Annotated in this window: 14 protein-coding genes and 1 tRNA gene; 11 read left to right on the plus strand and 4 right to left on the minus strand. The window is 70.3% G+C overall.

What is annotated here, in order from left to right; translation table 11 throughout:
* Positions 1-50 precede the first annotated feature (50 nt).
* The 4 genes from ACFYUV_RS36075 to ACFYUV_RS36090 are packed head-to-tail and all read left to right on the plus strand — an operon-like array spanning position 51 to position 3,922.
* Positions 51-821, plus strand: a complete 771-nt coding sequence (locus ACFYUV_RS36075; protein WP_387676912.1) for a trans-aconitate 2-methyltransferase — start codon at positions 51-53, stop codon at positions 819-821.
* Positions 822-871: 50 nt separating this feature from the next.
* Positions 872-1,222, plus strand: coding sequence for a glyoxalase (locus ACFYUV_RS36080; protein WP_387676915.1), 351 nt, complete (start codon positions 872-874; stop codon positions 1,220-1,222).
* Between the two features lie 52 nt (positions 1,223-1,274).
* Positions 1,275-2,750, plus strand: coding sequence for a CHAD domain-containing protein (locus ACFYUV_RS36085; protein ID WP_387676918.1), 1,476 nt, complete (start codon positions 1,275-1,277; stop codon positions 2,748-2,750).
* Positions 2,747-3,922, plus strand: coding sequence for a cytochrome P450 (locus ACFYUV_RS36090; protein ID WP_387676921.1), 1,176 nt, complete (start codon positions 2,747-2,749; stop codon positions 3,920-3,922). Before ACFYUV_RS36085 ends, ACFYUV_RS36090 begins: the two co-directional genes overlap by 4 nt.
* A 4-nt stretch (positions 3,923-3,926) precedes the next feature.
* Here the strand turns inward: ACFYUV_RS36090 and ACFYUV_RS36095 are convergent, their stop codons facing one another.
* Genes ACFYUV_RS36095 through ACFYUV_RS36110 form a run of 4 tightly spaced genes read right to left on the minus strand, consistent with a single transcriptional unit; the run spans position 3,927 to position 8,765 of the window.
* Positions 3,927-4,772: an NUDIX domain-containing protein gene (locus ACFYUV_RS36095; protein WP_387676924.1), complete on the minus strand. Its 846-nt coding sequence runs from the start codon at positions 4,770-4,772 to the stop codon at positions 3,927-3,929.
* Positions 4,762-6,822, minus strand: coding sequence for an RNA degradosome polyphosphate kinase (locus tag ACFYUV_RS36100; protein WP_387676927.1), 2,061 nt, complete (start codon positions 6,820-6,822; stop codon positions 4,762-4,764). Before ACFYUV_RS36100 ends, ACFYUV_RS36095 begins: the two co-directional genes overlap by 11 nt.
* A 55-nt stretch (positions 6,823-6,877) precedes the next feature.
* Complete coding sequence (locus ACFYUV_RS36105; protein WP_387677467.1) at positions 6,878-7,783, minus strand: TetR family transcriptional regulator; 906 nt, start codon at positions 7,781-7,783, stop codon at positions 6,878-6,880.
* Positions 7,784-7,826: 43 nt separating this feature from the next.
* A complete protein-coding gene (locus ACFYUV_RS36110) occupies positions 7,827-8,765 on the minus strand; it encodes an acyl-CoA desaturase (RefSeq protein WP_387676929.1) in 939 nt (312 codons plus the stop codon).
* A gap of 302 nt (positions 8,766-9,067) precedes the next feature.
* Between ACFYUV_RS36110 and ACFYUV_RS36115 the strand changes: the two genes are divergently transcribed.
* The 7 genes from ACFYUV_RS36115 (at position 9,068) to ACFYUV_RS36145 (ending at position 15,448) form a co-directional block, all read left to right on the plus strand.
* Positions 9,068-9,139 (plus strand) — tRNA-Gln (locus tag ACFYUV_RS36115).
* A 135-nt stretch (positions 9,140-9,274) separates the two neighbouring features.
* Positions 9,275-10,726: a bifunctional UDP-N-acetylglucosamine diphosphorylase/glucosamine-1-phosphate N-acetyltransferase GlmU gene (glmU, locus tag ACFYUV_RS36120; RefSeq protein WP_352353030.1), complete on the plus strand. Its 1,452-nt coding sequence runs from the start codon at positions 9,275-9,277 to the stop codon at positions 10,724-10,726.
* Positions 10,723-11,700 (plus strand): ribose-phosphate diphosphokinase, encoded by a 978-nt coding sequence (locus ACFYUV_RS36125; RefSeq protein WP_352321976.1) that lies wholly within the window; start codon positions 10,723-10,725, stop codon positions 11,698-11,700. Before glmU ends, ACFYUV_RS36125 begins: the two co-directional genes overlap by 4 nt.
* A gap of 97 nt (positions 11,701-11,797) precedes the next feature.
* On the plus strand, positions 11,798-12,427 hold the full coding sequence (locus ACFYUV_RS36130) for a 50S ribosomal protein L25/general stress protein Ctc (protein WP_364337693.1): 630 nt from the start codon (positions 11,798-11,800) through the stop codon (positions 12,425-12,427).
* A gap of 63 nt (positions 12,428-12,490) precedes the next feature.
* Positions 12,491-13,075, plus strand: coding sequence for an aminoacyl-tRNA hydrolase (gene pth / locus ACFYUV_RS36135; RefSeq protein ID WP_352353028.1), 585 nt, complete (start codon positions 12,491-12,493; stop codon positions 13,073-13,075).
* Between the two features lie 232 nt (positions 13,076-13,307).
* Complete coding sequence (locus ACFYUV_RS36140) at positions 13,308-14,684, plus strand: sugar transferase (protein WP_387677469.1); 1,377 nt, start codon at positions 13,308-13,310, stop codon at positions 14,682-14,684.
* Positions 14,684-15,448, plus strand: a complete 765-nt coding sequence (locus tag ACFYUV_RS36145) for a 3'(2'),5'-bisphosphate nucleotidase CysQ (protein ID WP_387676933.1) — start codon at positions 14,684-14,686, stop codon at positions 15,446-15,448. Before ACFYUV_RS36140 ends, ACFYUV_RS36145 begins: the two co-directional genes overlap by 1 nt.
* Positions 15,449-15,458: the final 10 nt, after the last annotated feature.

Raw genomic sequence — 15,458 nt, forward strand, 5'->3', positions numbered from 1 at the left:
GAGTCTACTGTCTTGACATCGAGATATCTCTCTCGATATCAATTATCTCTATGTCAAGAGATATCTGGGACCCGGTGACCTACGCCGTCTACGCCGACGAGCGGTCGCGGCCGTTCATCGAGCTGATATCCAGAGTCGGTGCGGTGGCTCCCGATTATGTCGTGGACGCGGGCTGCGGCAGCGGCGAACTCACCGTCATGCTGGCCGAACGCTGGCCGGACGCCACCGTCGAGGGCTTCGACGCCTCGCCTGCGATGATCAGCAAGGCTCGCAAGCTCACCGGCTCGGTGCATTTCGCCGTGGCCGACGTCGACACCTGGCACCCCGACCGCCCCATGGACGTGATCGTCTCCAACGCCGTCCTGCAGTGGGTGCCCTCCCACCACGGCGTGCTCGAACACTGGCTGGAGGAGCTGGCCCCCGGCGGCTGGCTGGCCTTCCAGGTGCCGGGCAACTTCGACGCCCCGAGCCACGTCGCCATCCGCGAGCTGTGCGCCTCCCGCGCCTGGTCCGACCGGCTCAGCGACCTCAACAGGACCAACCCGGTGGACGACCCGATCCAGTATCTCGACTTCCTCAACGACGGCGGCTGCCAGGTGGACGCCTGGGAGACCACGTACGTGCACCTGCTCCAGGGCGAGAACCCGGTCCTCGACTGGGTCTCCGGCACGGCCCTGCGCCCGATCTTCGACCGGCTCGACCCGGCGGAGCAGCGGCGGTTCAAGGCCGACCTGGCCGGGCCGCTCGCCGAGGCCTACCCGGCCAGAAGCTACGGCACCCCCTTCCCCTTCCGCCGAATCTTCGTAGTCGCCCAGAAATGACCGGGGCCCAGAAACGACCGGGCCCGGAAACGACCCGTGGAGACCCAAAGATGACGATCAAATCCCTGCACCACGTCCAACTCGCCGCGCCCAAAGGCAGCGAGCCCGAGCTGCGCGCCTTCTACGGCGACGTGCTCGGCCTGCGCGAGGTCCCCAAGCCGCCGGAGCTGGCCAGACGCGGCGGCGCCTGGTTCCGCGGCGACAGCGTGGAGATCCACCTCGGCATCGAGGACGACTTCAGGCCCGCGCGCAAGGCCCACCCGGCGTTCCTGGTCGAGGACCTCGACGCCTACGCCGCCAGGATCCCCGGCGCGGTGCCCGACGACCTCTTCCCGGGCTACCGCCGCGTCTACGTCACGGACCCCGTGGGCAACCGCATCGAGCTCCTGCAGGCCGTGTGATGTTCACCTGCAGGTGGCATCATGGTCCGATATCGGACACTTGTGAGGTGCAGTGGGCATCGAGATCGAGGACAAGTTCGACGTTCCGACCGACTACACGATCCCGGACCTGAGCGGCCTGGCCCAGGTCACGGGCCCGCGCAGTCATCAGCTCGTGGCGCTCTACTACGACACGGCCGACCTGCGGCTGGCCGCGCGCGGCGTCACGCTCAGACGCAGGCGCGGCGGCGACGACGCGGGCTGGCACCTGAAGCTGCCCAAGGCCAGGGGCGTGCGCCAGGAGATCACCTGCCCGCTCACCCGCAGCACCAAGGTCGTGCCGCCGGAGCTGGCCGAACTCGTCCGGGCCTACGCCAGGGGCGCGGAGCTCCAGGTGGTGGCCGAGCTCGACACCCGACGCAGCGTCACCCTGCTGCACGACGGCGGCACCCGGCTGGTCGAGATCGCCGACGACCGGGTGAAGGGCACCGACCACCGGGACGGCAAGGTGCTGCGGTGGCGCGAGGTCGAGGCCGAGCTGCTGGCCGAGGATCGGCGCGACCTGCTGGCCAAGGTGGGCAAACGGCTGCGCAAGGCCGGGGCGAGCCCGGCGGGCAGCGCCAGCAAGCTCGCCCGGCTCCTCGAACCCGCCCCGCCCGCCAGGGCCGCCACCGAACCCGGCACGGCGGGCGAGACCGTCATCGACTACCTGTCGGGCCAGGTCGCCGCCCTCCTCAGCCAGGATCCGCGGGTGCGCAGGGCCGAGGAGGACGCCGTCCACCAGATGCGGGTGGCCTCGCGCAGGCTGCGCAGCGCGCTCAAGGCGTTCAAGTCGGTGGTGACCGGCACGGAGCAGGTCCAGGAGGAGCTGCGCTGGCTCGGCACGGTGCTCGGCGAGGCCCGCGACCTGGAGGTGATCAGGGCCAGGTTCGCCGGGGAGCTGTCCGGCCTCGCCCCCGAGCTGGTCACCGGCCCCATCCAGACCCGGCTCGGCGCGGACCTGCGCGTCCGCGAGCAGGAGGCGTACGAGCGCATCAAGGACGCGCTCAGCGGCGACCGCTACTACACCCTCCTGGACGCCCTCGACGCCCTGATCGCCACGCCCGAACTGGGCAAGGCCGCCGCCAAGCCGGCGAAGGACAAGCTCACCGCCCTCGCCGCCGCCGGCTGGGACCGCGTGACCAGGGCGTACGAGGTAGCCCAGGCTACTGAGGACCCCGGACGCCGCGAGATCGCCCTGCACGACGTCCGCAAGGCGGCCAAACGCGCTCGATACACCGCCGAAGCCCTCGAACCCACCCTCGGCAAGGGCATGGCCAGGCTGGCCGAGCTGGCCGAGAACGTCCAGGAGGTGCTGGGGGCGCACCGGGACGGCGTGGTCGCCCAGGAGACGCTGGCCAAGGAGGCCGAGGGCGCCCGGCAGGCGGGCGAGGACACCTTCACGTACGGGCTGCTGATCGGGATCGAACGCAACACCGCCGAACGCGCCGAGGCCGATTTCCCCAGAGTCTGGGCGGAGACCGTGAAGGCGGTTAAGAAGGTTCTATGACGAACCTTCCGGCAATACCCTTCGCGCGCAGCGACCCCCTCGACGTTCCGTCGGCCTACCGGGAGCTGCGGGCGAGGGAGGGCATCGCGCGGGTGCGCACCTCGGTGGGCGACGAGGTCTGGCTGGTCACCGGCTACGAGCAGGCGCGCAGGCTGTTCACCGACAGCCGGCTGGGACGTTCCCACCCCGAGCCCGAGCGGGCGCCGCGCGTGTCGAACTCGGCCCTGCTCGGCGGGCCGCAGGGCGAGGCCGCCACCGAGAAGGCCGACCACGAGCGCCTGCGCAGGCTGTTCGCGCCCTCCTTCTCGGCCCGGCGGATGAGGCGGCTGGCCGGCGAGGTCGGCGTCCTGGTCGAGGAGCGGCTGGATCGCCTGGCCGGGCTGACGCCGCCGGCCGACCTGCATGCCGAGCTCTCCTTCCCGCTGCCCGTGCTGGTCATCTGCCGGCTGCTCGGCGTCCCGTACGAGGACAGGGAGTACTTCAGCGGCGTGTCCGCCCGCATGGCCGACCTCCAGGACGAGGCGGCCGGCGTCGCGGCACGGGCGGAGCTGAGCGCCTACATGGCCGGGCTGATCGCCCGCAAACGGCACGAACCGGCCGAGGACGTCCTGTCGGACCTGGCGGGCGAGCTGGACGACGACGGCAAGATCGCCGAGCTGGCCGCCGGTCTGCTGTTCGCCGGGCACGAGACCACCGTCAACCGCATCGACCACGGCGTGCTCCTGCTGCTGGCCAACCCCGGCCAGCTCGACCTGCTGCGGTCGGACCCCGGGCTCGCGCCCGCCGCGGTCGAGGAGATCCTGCGCATGGCCGTGCCGAGCCTGCACGGCCTGCCCAGGTACGCCCACGAGGACATCGAGATCGACGGCCGCACGATCCGCCGCGGCGAGGCCGTCGTCCTCAACACCGGCGTGGCGAACCGGGACGAACAGGTCTATCCCGATCCCGACACCTTCGTCATCGGCCGTCCTCCGGCCGACCCGCATCTCGCCTTCGGGTACGGCCCGCGGTTCTGCATCGGCGCGAGCCTGGCCAGGGTGGAGCTGGAGGCGGTGTTCAGCCGGCTGTTCCAGCGGCTCCCCGGACTGCGCCTGGCCGTCCCCGTCGCCGAGCTGCCGCGCAACGAGGGCAGGATCACCCAGGGGTTCGCCCGTCTGCCGGTCACCTGGTGAGCCGTCAGGTCGCGTAACGCTCCACGCCGACGACGTGCCCGCCGACCCGGTGCAGCACCGCGAACGCGCCCTTGCGCAGGTGCACGTCCTTGCCGCTCAGCGCGTGGATCAGGTGTGGCAGGACCTTGCCGTGGCTGCACACGGCGGCGGGCACGGCGAGGTCGCCGACCAGTTCCGGCGTCTTGTGCGGGTCCTGGCCCTCCTCGCTGAGCAGCGGCTCGGTCCTGATCTCGGCCCTGATCTCGGCCGCGTACGGCTCCAGCGTCTGGACGCACCGCCGGCTGGGCGAGCTGACCAGCAGCTCGGGCCGGTACGCGGGCAGCGCGGTGGCCAGGGCGGCGGCCTGGGAGCCGCCGTGGTCGTCCAGCGGGCGCAGCGCGTCGTCGCCGTCCCACCGGCTCCTGGACCCGGCCGTGGCGTGCCGGACGAGCACCAGCGGCACGGTCGCGAGCGGCGCGGCGGCCAGGGCGCGCAGCAGCCCGGCGTCCCACTCGTAGGTCAGCAGCTCGCGAGCCCGGTCGACGGGCAGCCAGCGCAGCCCGTCGACCTCGTCGCCCGGCTCGAAGCCGGCGTCGGAGGCGACCCGCGCCGTCCAGTAGTCGACGCGCTTGAGCCGGCCGCCGCTGAGGTAGTGGATCGGCGGCAGGGCCCGGCCCAGGACGGCCGTCAGGCCGGTCTCCTCGGTGACCTCGCGCAGGGCGGCGGCGATGACGTGCTCGCCGCTCTCCAGCTTGCCCTTGGGGAAGGTCCAGTCGTCGTAGCGCGGGCGGTGGATCACCGCCACCTCGGGGCTGCTCTCCGCGCCCCTCCAGACCACGGCTCCGGCGGCCCGGAGCAGGTCAGTCGTCAACGGTCCTCCATCGCCTGGTGCCCACGAGATGGCTCTGCAGGTCCTCGCCCTGGTGGCGGATCCAGGTGCCGTCGGAGTTGAGCCACCACGCGTTCGTGGTGTCGGCCATGGCCAGGTCCATCAGCTCGATCAGGTACGCCTTGTGCTGCTGGGAGGTCACCTTGACCAGCGCCTCGACCCGGCGGTCGAGGTTCCTGCGCATCAGGTCGGCGCTGCCGATCCACACCTCGGGACGCCTGCCGAGGCCGAACTCGTACACGCGGGAGTGCTCCAAAAAGCGCCCCAAAACCGACCTTACGCGGATATTTTCGGACAGATTGGGGATTCCGGGGCGAAGGATGCAGATTCCGCGCACCCACAGGTCCACCGGCACCCCCGCCCTGGACGCCCGGTAGAGCGCGTCGATGATCGGCTCGTCCACCAGCGAGTTCGTCTTGATCCTGATCCGCGCCGGGCGGCCCGCCTGCTGGTGGGCGATCTCCCGGTCGATCCTGGCCAGCAGGCCGCTGCGCATCGAGTGCGGCGCGACCAGCAGCCGGCGGTAGGCCGAGTGGTTGGAGTAGCCGGTCAGGTGGATGAACAGGTCGGTGACGTCCTCGCCCACCAGCGGGTCGGCGGTGAGCAGGCCGAAGTCCTCGTACTGGCGGGCCGTCTTGGGGTTGTAGTTGCCGGTGCCGATGTGGCAGTAGCGGCGCAGCTCGCCCGAGGGCTCCTGCCGTACGACGAGGGCCAGCTTGCAGTGGGTCTTCAGGCCGACCACGCCGTAGACCACGTGGCAGCCGGCCCGCTCCAGCTTCCTGGCCCAGGAGATGTTGGCGTGCTCGTCGAAACGGGCCTTGATCTCCACGACCACGACGACCTGCTTGCCCGCCTCGGCCGCGTCGATCAGCGCGTCGACGATGGGGGACTCGCCGCTGGTCCGGTAGAGGGTCTGCTTGATCGCCAGCACCCGAGGGTCGGCCGCGGCCACCTCGATGAAACGCTGCACGCTGGTCGCGAACGAGTCGTACGGGTGGTGCAGCAGCACGTCGCGCTCGCGCAGGGTGGAGAAGAGGTCGTCCTCGGCGTTGATCACCTCGGCCGGCACGAACGGGCGGAAGCTCAGCTCGCCGCGGTCGAGGTCGGCGATGGCGTGCAGGCCGGTCAGGTCGAGCGGGCCGGGCAGCCGGTAGATCTCGTGCGGGGCCAGCTCCAGCTCCTCGATGAGCGGGGCCAGCACCTCCGGCGTGATCGTCTCCTCGACCTCCAGCCGCACGGGCGGCCCGAACCGCCGCTTGAGCAGCTCCTTCTCCAGCGCCTGCATGAGGTTCTCGGTGACGTCCTCGTCGACGTCGAGGTCTTCGTTCCTGGTGACGCGGAAGACGTGGTGCTGGAGGATCTCCATGCCCTTGAACAGCTGGCCGAGGTGCGCCGCGATGACGTCCTCCAGCGGCACGAACCGGTCCTTCGACGCCGGCACGAACCGGGGGAGCTGCGAGGGCACCTTCACCCGCGCGAAGACGGTGTGGTCGGTGATCGGGTTGCGCACCAGCACGGCCAGGTTGAGGCTGAGCCCGGAGATGTAGGGGAACGGGTGCGCCGGGTCGACCGCCAGCGGCGTCAGCACCGGCCTGATCCGCTCCCTGAACAGCTTGCGCAGCTCCGTGCGCTCCTCGCGGCCCAGGTCGTCCCACCGGACGATCTCGATGCCCTCGGTCGCGAGCTGGGGGCAGACGCGGTCGTGGAAGGCGGCGGCGTGCCGCTTGGCCAGGGAGTCGGCGATCGTGGCGATCCGGGCCAGCTCCTCGCGCGGCTTCAGCCCGCTCTTGGTGCGCAGCAGCAGCCCGGTGGCCATGCGCCGCTTGAGGCCGGCCACCCGTACGCGGAAGAACTCGTCCAGGTTGCTGGCGAAGATGGCCAGGAAGCGCACCCGTTCGAGCAGCGGGATCGACGGGTCCTCGGCCAGTTCGAGGACGCGCTCGTTGAACTGGAGCCAGCTTTCCTCGCGGTTGAGGAACCGCTCCTGTGGCAGGGGCAGGTCGTTTCCCGATTGCAGCGGTTCCGCGGACATATGGCCTATATTGCCCCGATTGGTTGAACGGAACGTTAACGTAGCCGCAACGAACTCACTCTGGCTGTTCGGCCTGCTCCAGGCGTGCGGCGCGCTCGGCGAGCCTGGCCTCCCGCTGACGGATCTTCTCCTCGCGCTCGCGGGCCTTCTCCGCCTCCTTCAGCAGCCGCTCGCGCTCCTTCAACTCTCGTACCCGGGCTTTCTCCGCGTCACGCAACTCTCGCTGGCGAAGCTTCTCGGCTTCCTTGAGCTCCTTCTCGCGGGCCTTCTCGAATTCGCGCAGATCCTTGTCGCTGACGCGCGGTTTGGCGGCGGCTGCGGCCTGGTTGCGGGTGGCCACCGAGATGACCGGGCTCGGGTTCAGCCCGGTCAGTCCGTTCCACGCCAGGTTCACCAGGTGCGCGGCGACCTCCTCGCGGCCCGGCTTGCGCACGTCCAGCCACCACTGGCCGGTCAGCGCGACCATGCCGACCAGCATCTGGGCGTACATCGGAGCGAGCTTGGGGTCGTAGCCGCGGCCGGCGAACTCGTCGGCCAGGACGTCCTCGACCTGGCTGGCGATCTCGCTGATCAGGCTGGCGAACGTGCCCGTGCCCGAGGCCGCGTGCGAGTCGCGCACCAGGATGCGGAAGCCCTCGCTGCTCTCCTCGATGTACTGGAGCAGGGCCAGGGCGGCCCGCTCCAGCTTGATGAGGGAGTGGGAGGCGGCGAGGGCCGAGGTGATCATGCCCAGCAGCTTCTGCATCTCGCGGTCGACGACGACCGCGTAGACGCCTTCCTTGCCGCCGAAATGCTCGTACACCACAGGCTTCGACACCTGCGCGGTGGCGGCTATCTCCTCTATAGAGGTCCCGTCGAACCCCTTCTCGGCGAACAGCGTGCGGCTGATCCGGATCAGCTGCTCTCTGCGCTCTCTACCGGACATGCGCCTGCGAGATCGGGGTTCCGTCACGGGTTCCATAATGACGGCCACGGACGAATGGCCGTTCATCGGCTGATTCTCGTCAGGCAATGCGCTTCGCCGCCAGGCGTTCTGGCGTCGGCCAGCGCACGTCGTACACCCAGCCCGCCCGTTCGAACAGGCGGATCAGGCCGGCGCTGAGGTCGATCTGGCCCTTGAGCGCGCCGTGCCGGGCGCAGGTGGGGTCGGAGTGGTGCAGGTTGTGCCAGGACTCGCCGAAGGACGGGATGGCCAGCCACCAGACGTTGCGCGACTTGTCACGCGTCTGGAAGGACTCCTCGCCGAAGACGTGGCAGATCGAGTTGATCGACCAGGTCACGTGGTGCAGCAGGCCGATGCGGATCAGCGAGCCCCAGAACAGCGCGGTCAGGCCGCCCTGCCAGGACCAGGTCAGCAGCAGGCCGAGCACGCCGGGCAGCAGGACGGAGACGAGGGCCAGCGTGGGGAACCACTTGTGCAGCTTCTGGATGTCCTCGTCCTTGCACAGGTCGGGGGCGTACTTCTCGCGGTTGGTGCGCTCGCTCTCGAACAGCCAGCCCATGTGGGCGTACAGCAGGCCCTTGGACATCGACCTGAAGCCGGGGCCGAAGCGCCACGGCGAGTGCGGGTCGCCCTCCTTGTCGGAGAACTTGTGGTGCTTGCGGTGCGTGGCCACCCAGTCCAGCACGGACATCTCCAGCGACAGGCTGCCCGCGATGCCCATCGCGATCTTCAGCGGCCGCTTGGCCTTGAACGAGCCGTGCGTGAAGTAGCGGTGGAGCCCGACGGTGACGCCGAGCCCGGAGACGACGTAGAAGACGAAGGCGATGACGATGTCCGTCCAGCCGAGTCCCCATCCCCAGGCCAGCGGGACCGCCGCCGCGAGCGCGACCAGGGGCAGTCCGACCACGAGTGCGAACGTGATGATCTCTGCCCTGGACTTCGGTTCTTCTTCGAAGTCGGGCTTCGGGGCGGGGGAGGAACGCTCGGCGAGAACGGTCATGGGCTACCTCCAACGACATGTATGAGGATGATTGTCCAGGCTACGCCACCGTAACCTACGCCATCGTAAGTAAGGAAGCCCTAAGTGTGGATGTCGCTTAGCTGACGGCCGGCGCGCCCAGGTGAGTGGGTTTCGTGGCTTGCGGCTTTTGGGGTGGTCTGTTATATGGCCAGCGCGCCGACTACCCCCGCGTGTCCCCGGTATTCGCGGCACTGGAGATGTGCGAGAGAATTGGGGGCGCATACGCCCGTGCGGGCTCGGTATCGTAGGGCTGTGTGTCGGACGCCACGGCGTCCGGTCCGTCCCGGATCGTCTAATCGGCAGGACAAGTGGTTTTGGTCCACTTTGTAGGGGTTCGAGTCCTCTTCCGGGAGCCTTGACAGCCATCCCGCGACTCCCCGCGCGAGAGAGTTCCGAACCGGGCAGGTATCCTCACGGTGTCGGGAGGGTTGCGGCGCGGTAGCCGCGCCGACGACCCTGATCCGTCCAGTCACAGGGAGCCTCAGTCCGTGAGTGTGCCGCGCCCGGCAGCCGTCATCGTCCTCGCCGCGGGCGAGGGCACCCGGATGAAGAGCCAGACCCCGAAAGTCCTCCACGAGCTGTGCGGCCGCGCGCTGGTCGACCACATGCTCGCCGCCGCCCGCGACCTCGATCCCGAGCGGCTCATCGTGGTCATCGGCCACGCGCTCGAACAGGTCGGCGGTCATCTGGCCGCCACCAGCCCCGACGCGCGCGCCGTCGTCCAGCGTGAGCAGCGCGGCACCGGCCACGCCGTCCGCACCGTGCTCGAAGAGGTCGGCACGATCGCCGGCACGATCCTGGTCACCTACGGCGACGTGCCGCTCATGCAGGCCCGCACGCTCGCCACGCTGCTGGCCAAGCACGCCGCCGACGGCAACGCGGTCACCGTGCTGACGGCCGAGGTGCCCGACCCGACCGGCTACGGCCGGATCGTCCGCGACCCCTCCGGCGCCGTGCTGGAGATCGTCGAGGAGAAGGACGCCGACGACGAGCAGCGCGCGATCAAGGAGATGAACTCCGGCATCTACGCCTTCGACGGCCTGCTGCTCGCCGACGCCGTCAAGCGCGTGTCCACCGACAACGCCCAGGGCGAGGAGTACCTCACCGACGTCCTCGGCATCCTGCGCGGCGACGGCCACCGGGTCGGCGCCTGCGTGGCCGCCGACTACGTCGAGGTCGAGGGCGTCAACGACCGCGTCCAGCTCGCCTTCGCCCGCAAGGTGCTCAACCAGCGGCTGCTGGAGCAGCACATGCGCGCCGGCGTCACCGTCGTCGACCCGGCCACCACGTGGGTCGACGTGGGCGTCGAGATCGGGCCCGACGCCGTCGTCCACCCCGGCACCCAGCTCCACGGCCGCACGGTCATCGGCGCCGGAGCCGAGGTCGGCCCGGCCACCACGCTGACCGACACCCGCGTCGGCGAGCGCGCCGTCGTGCGCAACGCGGTCTGCGACGGCGCCGAGATCGGCCCCGAGGCCAACGTCGGCCCCTACGCCTACCTGCGCCCCGGCACCGTGCTCAGCCGCAGGTCGAAGGCGGGCACGTTCGTCGAGATGAAGAACACCAAGGTCGGCGAGCGCTCCAAGGTGCCCCACCTCACCTACGCCGGCGACGCCACCATCGGGGAAGACGTCAACATCGGCGCCTCCACCGTCTTCGTCAACTACGACGGGGTCGACAAACACCACACCACCGTGGGCGACGGCGCGTTCGTCGGCTGCGACACCATGCTCATCGCCCCCGTGACGATCGGCGAAGGCGCCAACACCGCGGCCGGGTCCGTGATCGTCAGCGACGTACCCCCAGGGGCGATGGGCGTGGCCAGGGCGCGACAGCGCAACATCGAGAAATGGGTCCTGCGCAAGCGCGCGGGCACCAAGTCGGCCGCCGCCGCCGAACGGGCGCTGGCCGAGCGAGCACAGCAGGAGAACGAACAGTGACCAGCATCAAACAGCCGGGCGAGAAGAACCTCATGCTCTTCTCCGGCCGGGCCTATCCAGAGCTGGCCGAAGAGGTCGCCGAGCACGTCGGCGTCTCACTCACCCCCACCAAACTGATCGACTTCGCCAACGGCGAGATCTACGCCCGCTACCTGGAGTCCGTCCGCGGCTGCGACGCGTTCGTGATCCAGAGCCACACCGGTCCCATCAACAAGTGGATCATGGAACAGCTCATCATGGTCGACGCGCTCAAGCGGGCCTCGGCCAAGCGCATCACCGTGGTCATGCCGTTCTTCGGCTACGCCCGCCAGGACAAGAAGGGCCGCGGGCGCGAGCCCATCACGGCCCGGCTGATGGCCGACCTGTTCAAGACCGCCGGCGCCGACCGGCTCATGTCGATCGACCTGCACACCTCGCAGATCCAGGGCTTCTTCGACGGTCCCGTCGACCACCTGTTCGCGATGCCGGTCCTGGAGAGCTACCTGAAGAACAAGCTCGACCTGGAGAACACGACCGTCGTCTCGCCCGACACCGGCCGCGTCCGCCTGTCCGAGCGCTGGGCCGACACCCTCGGCACGCCCCTGGCCTTCATCCACAAGCGCCGCGACCTCGACGTGGCCAACTCCGTGAAGGTCAGCGAGGTCGTCGGCAAGGTCAGCGGCCGCACCTGCGTGCTGATCGACGACATGATCGACACCGCCGGCACGATCTGCAAGGCCGCCGACGCCCTCTACGAGCAGGGCGCCACCAACGTCATCGTCGCCGCCACCCACGCGGTCTTCTCCGACCCCGCCGTCGACCGGCTGAAGAACTCGCGCATCTCCGAGGTCATCGTGACCAACACGCTGCCGCTGTCGGAGGCCAAGCGGTTCGACAAGCTGACGGTGCTCTCGATCGCGCCGCTCATCGCCCGCGCCGTCACCGAGGTCTTCACCGACGGCTCCGTCACGAGCCTGTTCGAGGGCGACACCTGAGCGAGTAAGCTGTACGGGTTGCGCTCGTAACGCCTTCCGCTAGGGCGGGTGAGGGGGAGCGCGCCACAATCCGATCTCTGCATCCCTAGGAGATGTCATGTCTGAAGTACGTATCGCCGCCGAGCCGCGCACGGTGTTCGGCAAGGGCGCCGCCCGCAAGATCCGCCGCGCCGACAAGGTGCCCGCCGTCCTCTACGGGCACGGCATCGACCCCAAGCACCTGACCCTGCCCGGTCACGAGGTGCTGCTGGCCCTCCGCACGCCCAACGTGCTGATCCGCCTCCAGGGTGACGGCGTCGACGAGCTGGCCCTGCCCAAGGGCGTGCAGCGCGACCCGATCAAGGGCTTCGTCGAGCACGTCGACCTGCTCCTGGTCAAGCGCGGCGAGAAGGTCACCGTCGAGATCCCGGTCACCACCACCGGCGACGTCAACTCCGAGGGCCTGCTCGACCAGCAGCTCGTCTCGGTGGCCGTCGAGGCCGAGGCCACCCACATCCCGACCGGCGTCGAGGTCGACGTCGAGGGCATGGAGGTCGGCACCGTGATCACCGCCGCGCAGCTCGACCTGCCGTCGGGCGCCACGCTGGCCGCCGACCCCGAGGCCGTGGTCCTCCACGTCATCGCCAAGCCGACCGAGGAGCCCGCCGCGGAGGCCGCGGAGGCCGCCGAGGGCGAGACCGCCGAGGCCGAGGGCGAGGGCGAGAGCGCCGAGGCCGCCGCCGAGTAAGCACGTACCGCGAAAACGGGGGTGGCGCGAGGCCGCCCCCGTTCCGCTGTAAGGGGAGCGCACATGGACCGCTGGCTGATCGTCGGACTGGGCAATCCGGGGCCCGAATACGCGGGTAACAGGCACAACGCGGGCTTCATGGTGCTCGACGAGCTGGCCGCGCGGGCCGGCGGGCGCTTCAAGGCGCACAAGAGCAGGTCCGAGGTGCTGGAGACGCGGGCGGCCGTGCTGGCCAAGCCGCTGACGTACATGAACCTGTCGGGCGGGCCGGTCAAGGCGCTCGCCGACTTCTACAAGATCGGCCCCGACCGGCTGATCGTCGTCCACGACGAGCTCGACGTCCCCTACGGCGCGCTGCGGGCCAAGCTCGGCGGCGGCGACAACGGCCACAACGGGCTCAAGTCCATCACCAAGGTCCTCGCCACCCGCGACTACCTGAGGGTGCGCTTCGGCATCGGCCGGCCGCCCGGCCGCATGGACCCGGCCACCTTCGTGCTCCGCGACTTCGCCACCGTCGAGCGCAAGGATCTGCCCTTCCTCGTCGACCGGGGCGCCGACGTCGTCGAGTCGCTCATGGCCCGTGGCCTGGAAGCCACCCAGAACGACTTCCACCGGGCTGATCTCCACATTTCCGGCCCTCCGCGCTGATCGCCGCATAGAACCGTTCGCCGCCTGTCGCGCCGCACGCGCGGCTAGCATCGGTGACTGTCCGTTCGGGAACGGGCACACAGAGGCGTGCCACCGCCCGGAGCGACGGCGGGAGCGGAGCGGGGGAAGACGGCATTTGGCGACCGAGGCCGCCTCACGGAGTGAGGCAGGAGAGCCCGTGAAGTCCGGCGAGGCCCTCTCGTGGCGGGTCAGCCCGGTGACTCCGGCGTGGATGCGTTCCTACCGGTTCCGTGCCGTGGTGGGCGATCTGTGCGGGGCGGGCATCGGGTCCGCCGCCGCCTTCTGCGGCAGGTTCGGCGGGTTCACCCCTTACGTGCTGCCGTACCTGCTGGTCAGCGTGGCGCTGCCGTGGGTGTGGATCTGCGCGGTCGCGCTCAACCGGGCCTACGAGCCCCGCATGATCGGCGTCGGCTCCGAGGAGTTCCGCCGCGTCGTGCACGCCGGCGTGGCGCTGACCGCGGCCACCGCGATCGGCTCGTACGTCACCAAGACCGACGTCGCCCGCGGCTACGTCGTGCTCGCGCTGCCCCTGGTCACGCTGCTCACGCTGGTCGCCCGCTACCTGCTGCGGCGCTCGCTCAACCGGCGCAGGGCGGCCGGGGCCTGCATGCGCCGGGTGGTCGCGGTCGGCCATCCGGCCTCGGTCGCCGAGCTGGTCCACCTCTTCCGCAGGGAGCGCCACCACGGCATGGACGTCGTGGCCGCCTGCCTGCCCTACGGCGAGCCGCCCGGGGTGCTGACCGAGGTGCCCGTCGCGGGCGACTTCGGCGACGTGCCGCTGGTCGTCGACCAGCTGCGCGCCGACACCGTGGCGGTGCTGGCCTGCCCCGAGATGGACGGCGACGCGCTGCGCCGGCTGGCCTGGCGGCTGGAGCGCACCCACACCGAGCTGGTCGTCGCCCCCGCCCTGATGGACGTCGCCGGCCCGCGCACGATGATCCGGCCGGCCGCCGGGCTGCCGCTGCTGCACGTCGAGCACCCCGAGCTGACCGGCGCCCGGCAACTGGTCAAGAACGTCTTCGACCGCGTCGTCGCCGCCGCGCTGCTGGTGCTGCTGTCGCCGCTGCTGGCGGCCCTGGCCGTGGCCGTGCGCGGCACGAGCCCGGGGCCCGCGCTGTTCCGCCAGACCCGCATCGGCAAGGACGGCAGGCCGTTCACGATCCTGAAGTTCCGTACCATGCGGCGCGGCTCGGAGCAGCAGAAGATCACTCTCGTCAGCGACCACGACGGCGTGCTGTTCAAGATCCGCAACGATCCGCGCGTGACGCCGCTCGGCACGCTGATGCGCCGCCACTCCCTCGACGAGCTGCCCCAGCTCATCAACGTGCTGCTCGGACACATGTCGCTCGTCGGCCCCCGCCCGCCCCTTCCGGAGGAGGTGGCGCGCTACGGTGACGACGTGCGCAGACGGCTTCTGGTGCGTCCGGGGCTGACCGGGCTGTGGCAAGTGAGCGGACGATCTGACCTATCGTGGGAGGAATCCGTCCGTCTCGACCTGCGTTACGTGGAGAACTGGTCCCTCACGCTGGACCTGCAGATCCTGTGGAAGACTTGGTCGGCCGTCGCCCGCGGGCAAGGAGCATATTGATGACGATTCGCGACGACCACGCCGTGGCCGGCGACCTGGCGACGGAGGCGGGCGAGAGGCTGCTGCAGGTCCGCGAGCGCACCGGGTTCGGCGACTCCGCGGCGCTGCGCGCGGAGGGCGACCGGGCCGCGCACGTGTTCCTCATGGAGGCGCTGGCACGGTTGCGTCCCAGTGACAGTGTCCTGTCCGAGGAGGCCACCCGCGAGGAGCGGCTCGACCCGCGCCGGCTGGGCGCCGAGCGCGTGTGGATCGTCGATCCCCTCGACGGCACGCGCGAGTTCTCCGAGGAGGGCCGGTCCGACTGGGCGGTGCACGTCGCGCTGTGGGAGCGCGGCAAGCTGACCGCGGGCGCCGTGGCGCTGCCCGCGCAGGGCCGTACGCTGACCACCGCCGAGCCACCCGCCCTGCCGGCCTTCGAGAAGGGCCGCTTCCGCATCGCGGTGAGCCGCACCCGTCCGCCGGAGTTCGTCCAGAAGCTGGCCTACCTGCTGGGGGCCGACCTGGTGCCGATCGGCTCGGCGGGGGCGAAGATCTCCGCGGTGCTCACCGGCGAGGTCGAGGCGTACGTGCACGCCGGCGGCCAGTACGAGTGGGACTCCGCGGCCCCCGTGGCCGTCGCGCAGGCGGCCGGGGCGTTCGCCAGCCGCGTCGACGGCTCGGAGCTGACCTACAACCAAGCCGACCCGTCACTACCGGATATCCTGGTTTCCCTACCGGAGCTGGCGACATCCCTGCTCGCCGGAATTCGGGACCTGCACCGCTAACCGCCGGAGG

Source organism: Nonomuraea sp. NPDC003560 (assembly GCF_042878785.1).
Taxonomy (GTDB): Bacteria; Actinomycetota; Actinomycetes; order Streptosporangiales; family Streptosporangiaceae; genus Nonomuraea.

Excerpts from the sequence above, each read along its gene's own strand:
- ACFYUV_RS36075 (WP_387676912.1), top strand. The coding sequence starts at position 51 with ATGTCAAGAGATATCTGGGACCCGGTGACCTACGCCGTCTACGCCGAC.
- ACFYUV_RS36130 (WP_364337693.1), top strand. The coding sequence starts at position 11,798 with ATGTCTGAAGTACGTATCGCCGCCGAGCCGCGCACGGTGTTCGGCAAG.
- pth (WP_352353028.1), top strand. The coding sequence starts at position 12,491 with ATGGACCGCTGGCTGATCGTCGGACTGGGCAATCCGGGGCCCGAATAC.
- ACFYUV_RS36100 (WP_387676927.1), bottom strand. The coding sequence starts at position 6,822 with ATGTCCGCGGAACCGCTGCAATCGGGAAACGACCTGCCCCTGCCACAG.
- ACFYUV_RS36105 (WP_387677467.1), bottom strand. The coding sequence starts at position 7,783 with ATGGAACCCGTGACGGAACCCCGATCTCGCAGGCGCATGTCCGGTAGA.
- ACFYUV_RS36080 (WP_387676915.1), top strand. The coding sequence starts at position 872 with ATGACGATCAAATCCCTGCACCACGTCCAACTCGCCGCGCCCAAAGGC.
- ACFYUV_RS36140 (WP_387677469.1), top strand. The coding sequence starts at position 13,308 with ATGCGTTCCTACCGGTTCCGTGCCGTGGTGGGCGATCTGTGCGGGGCG.
- ACFYUV_RS36145 (WP_387676933.1), top strand. The coding sequence starts at position 14,684 with ATGACGATTCGCGACGACCACGCCGTGGCCGGCGACCTGGCGACGGAG.
- ACFYUV_RS36090 (WP_387676921.1), top strand. The coding sequence starts at position 2,747 with ATGACGAACCTTCCGGCAATACCCTTCGCGCGCAGCGACCCCCTCGAC.
- ACFYUV_RS36110 (WP_387676929.1), bottom strand. The coding sequence starts at position 8,765 with ATGACCGTTCTCGCCGAGCGTTCCTCCCCCGCCCCGAAGCCCGACTTC.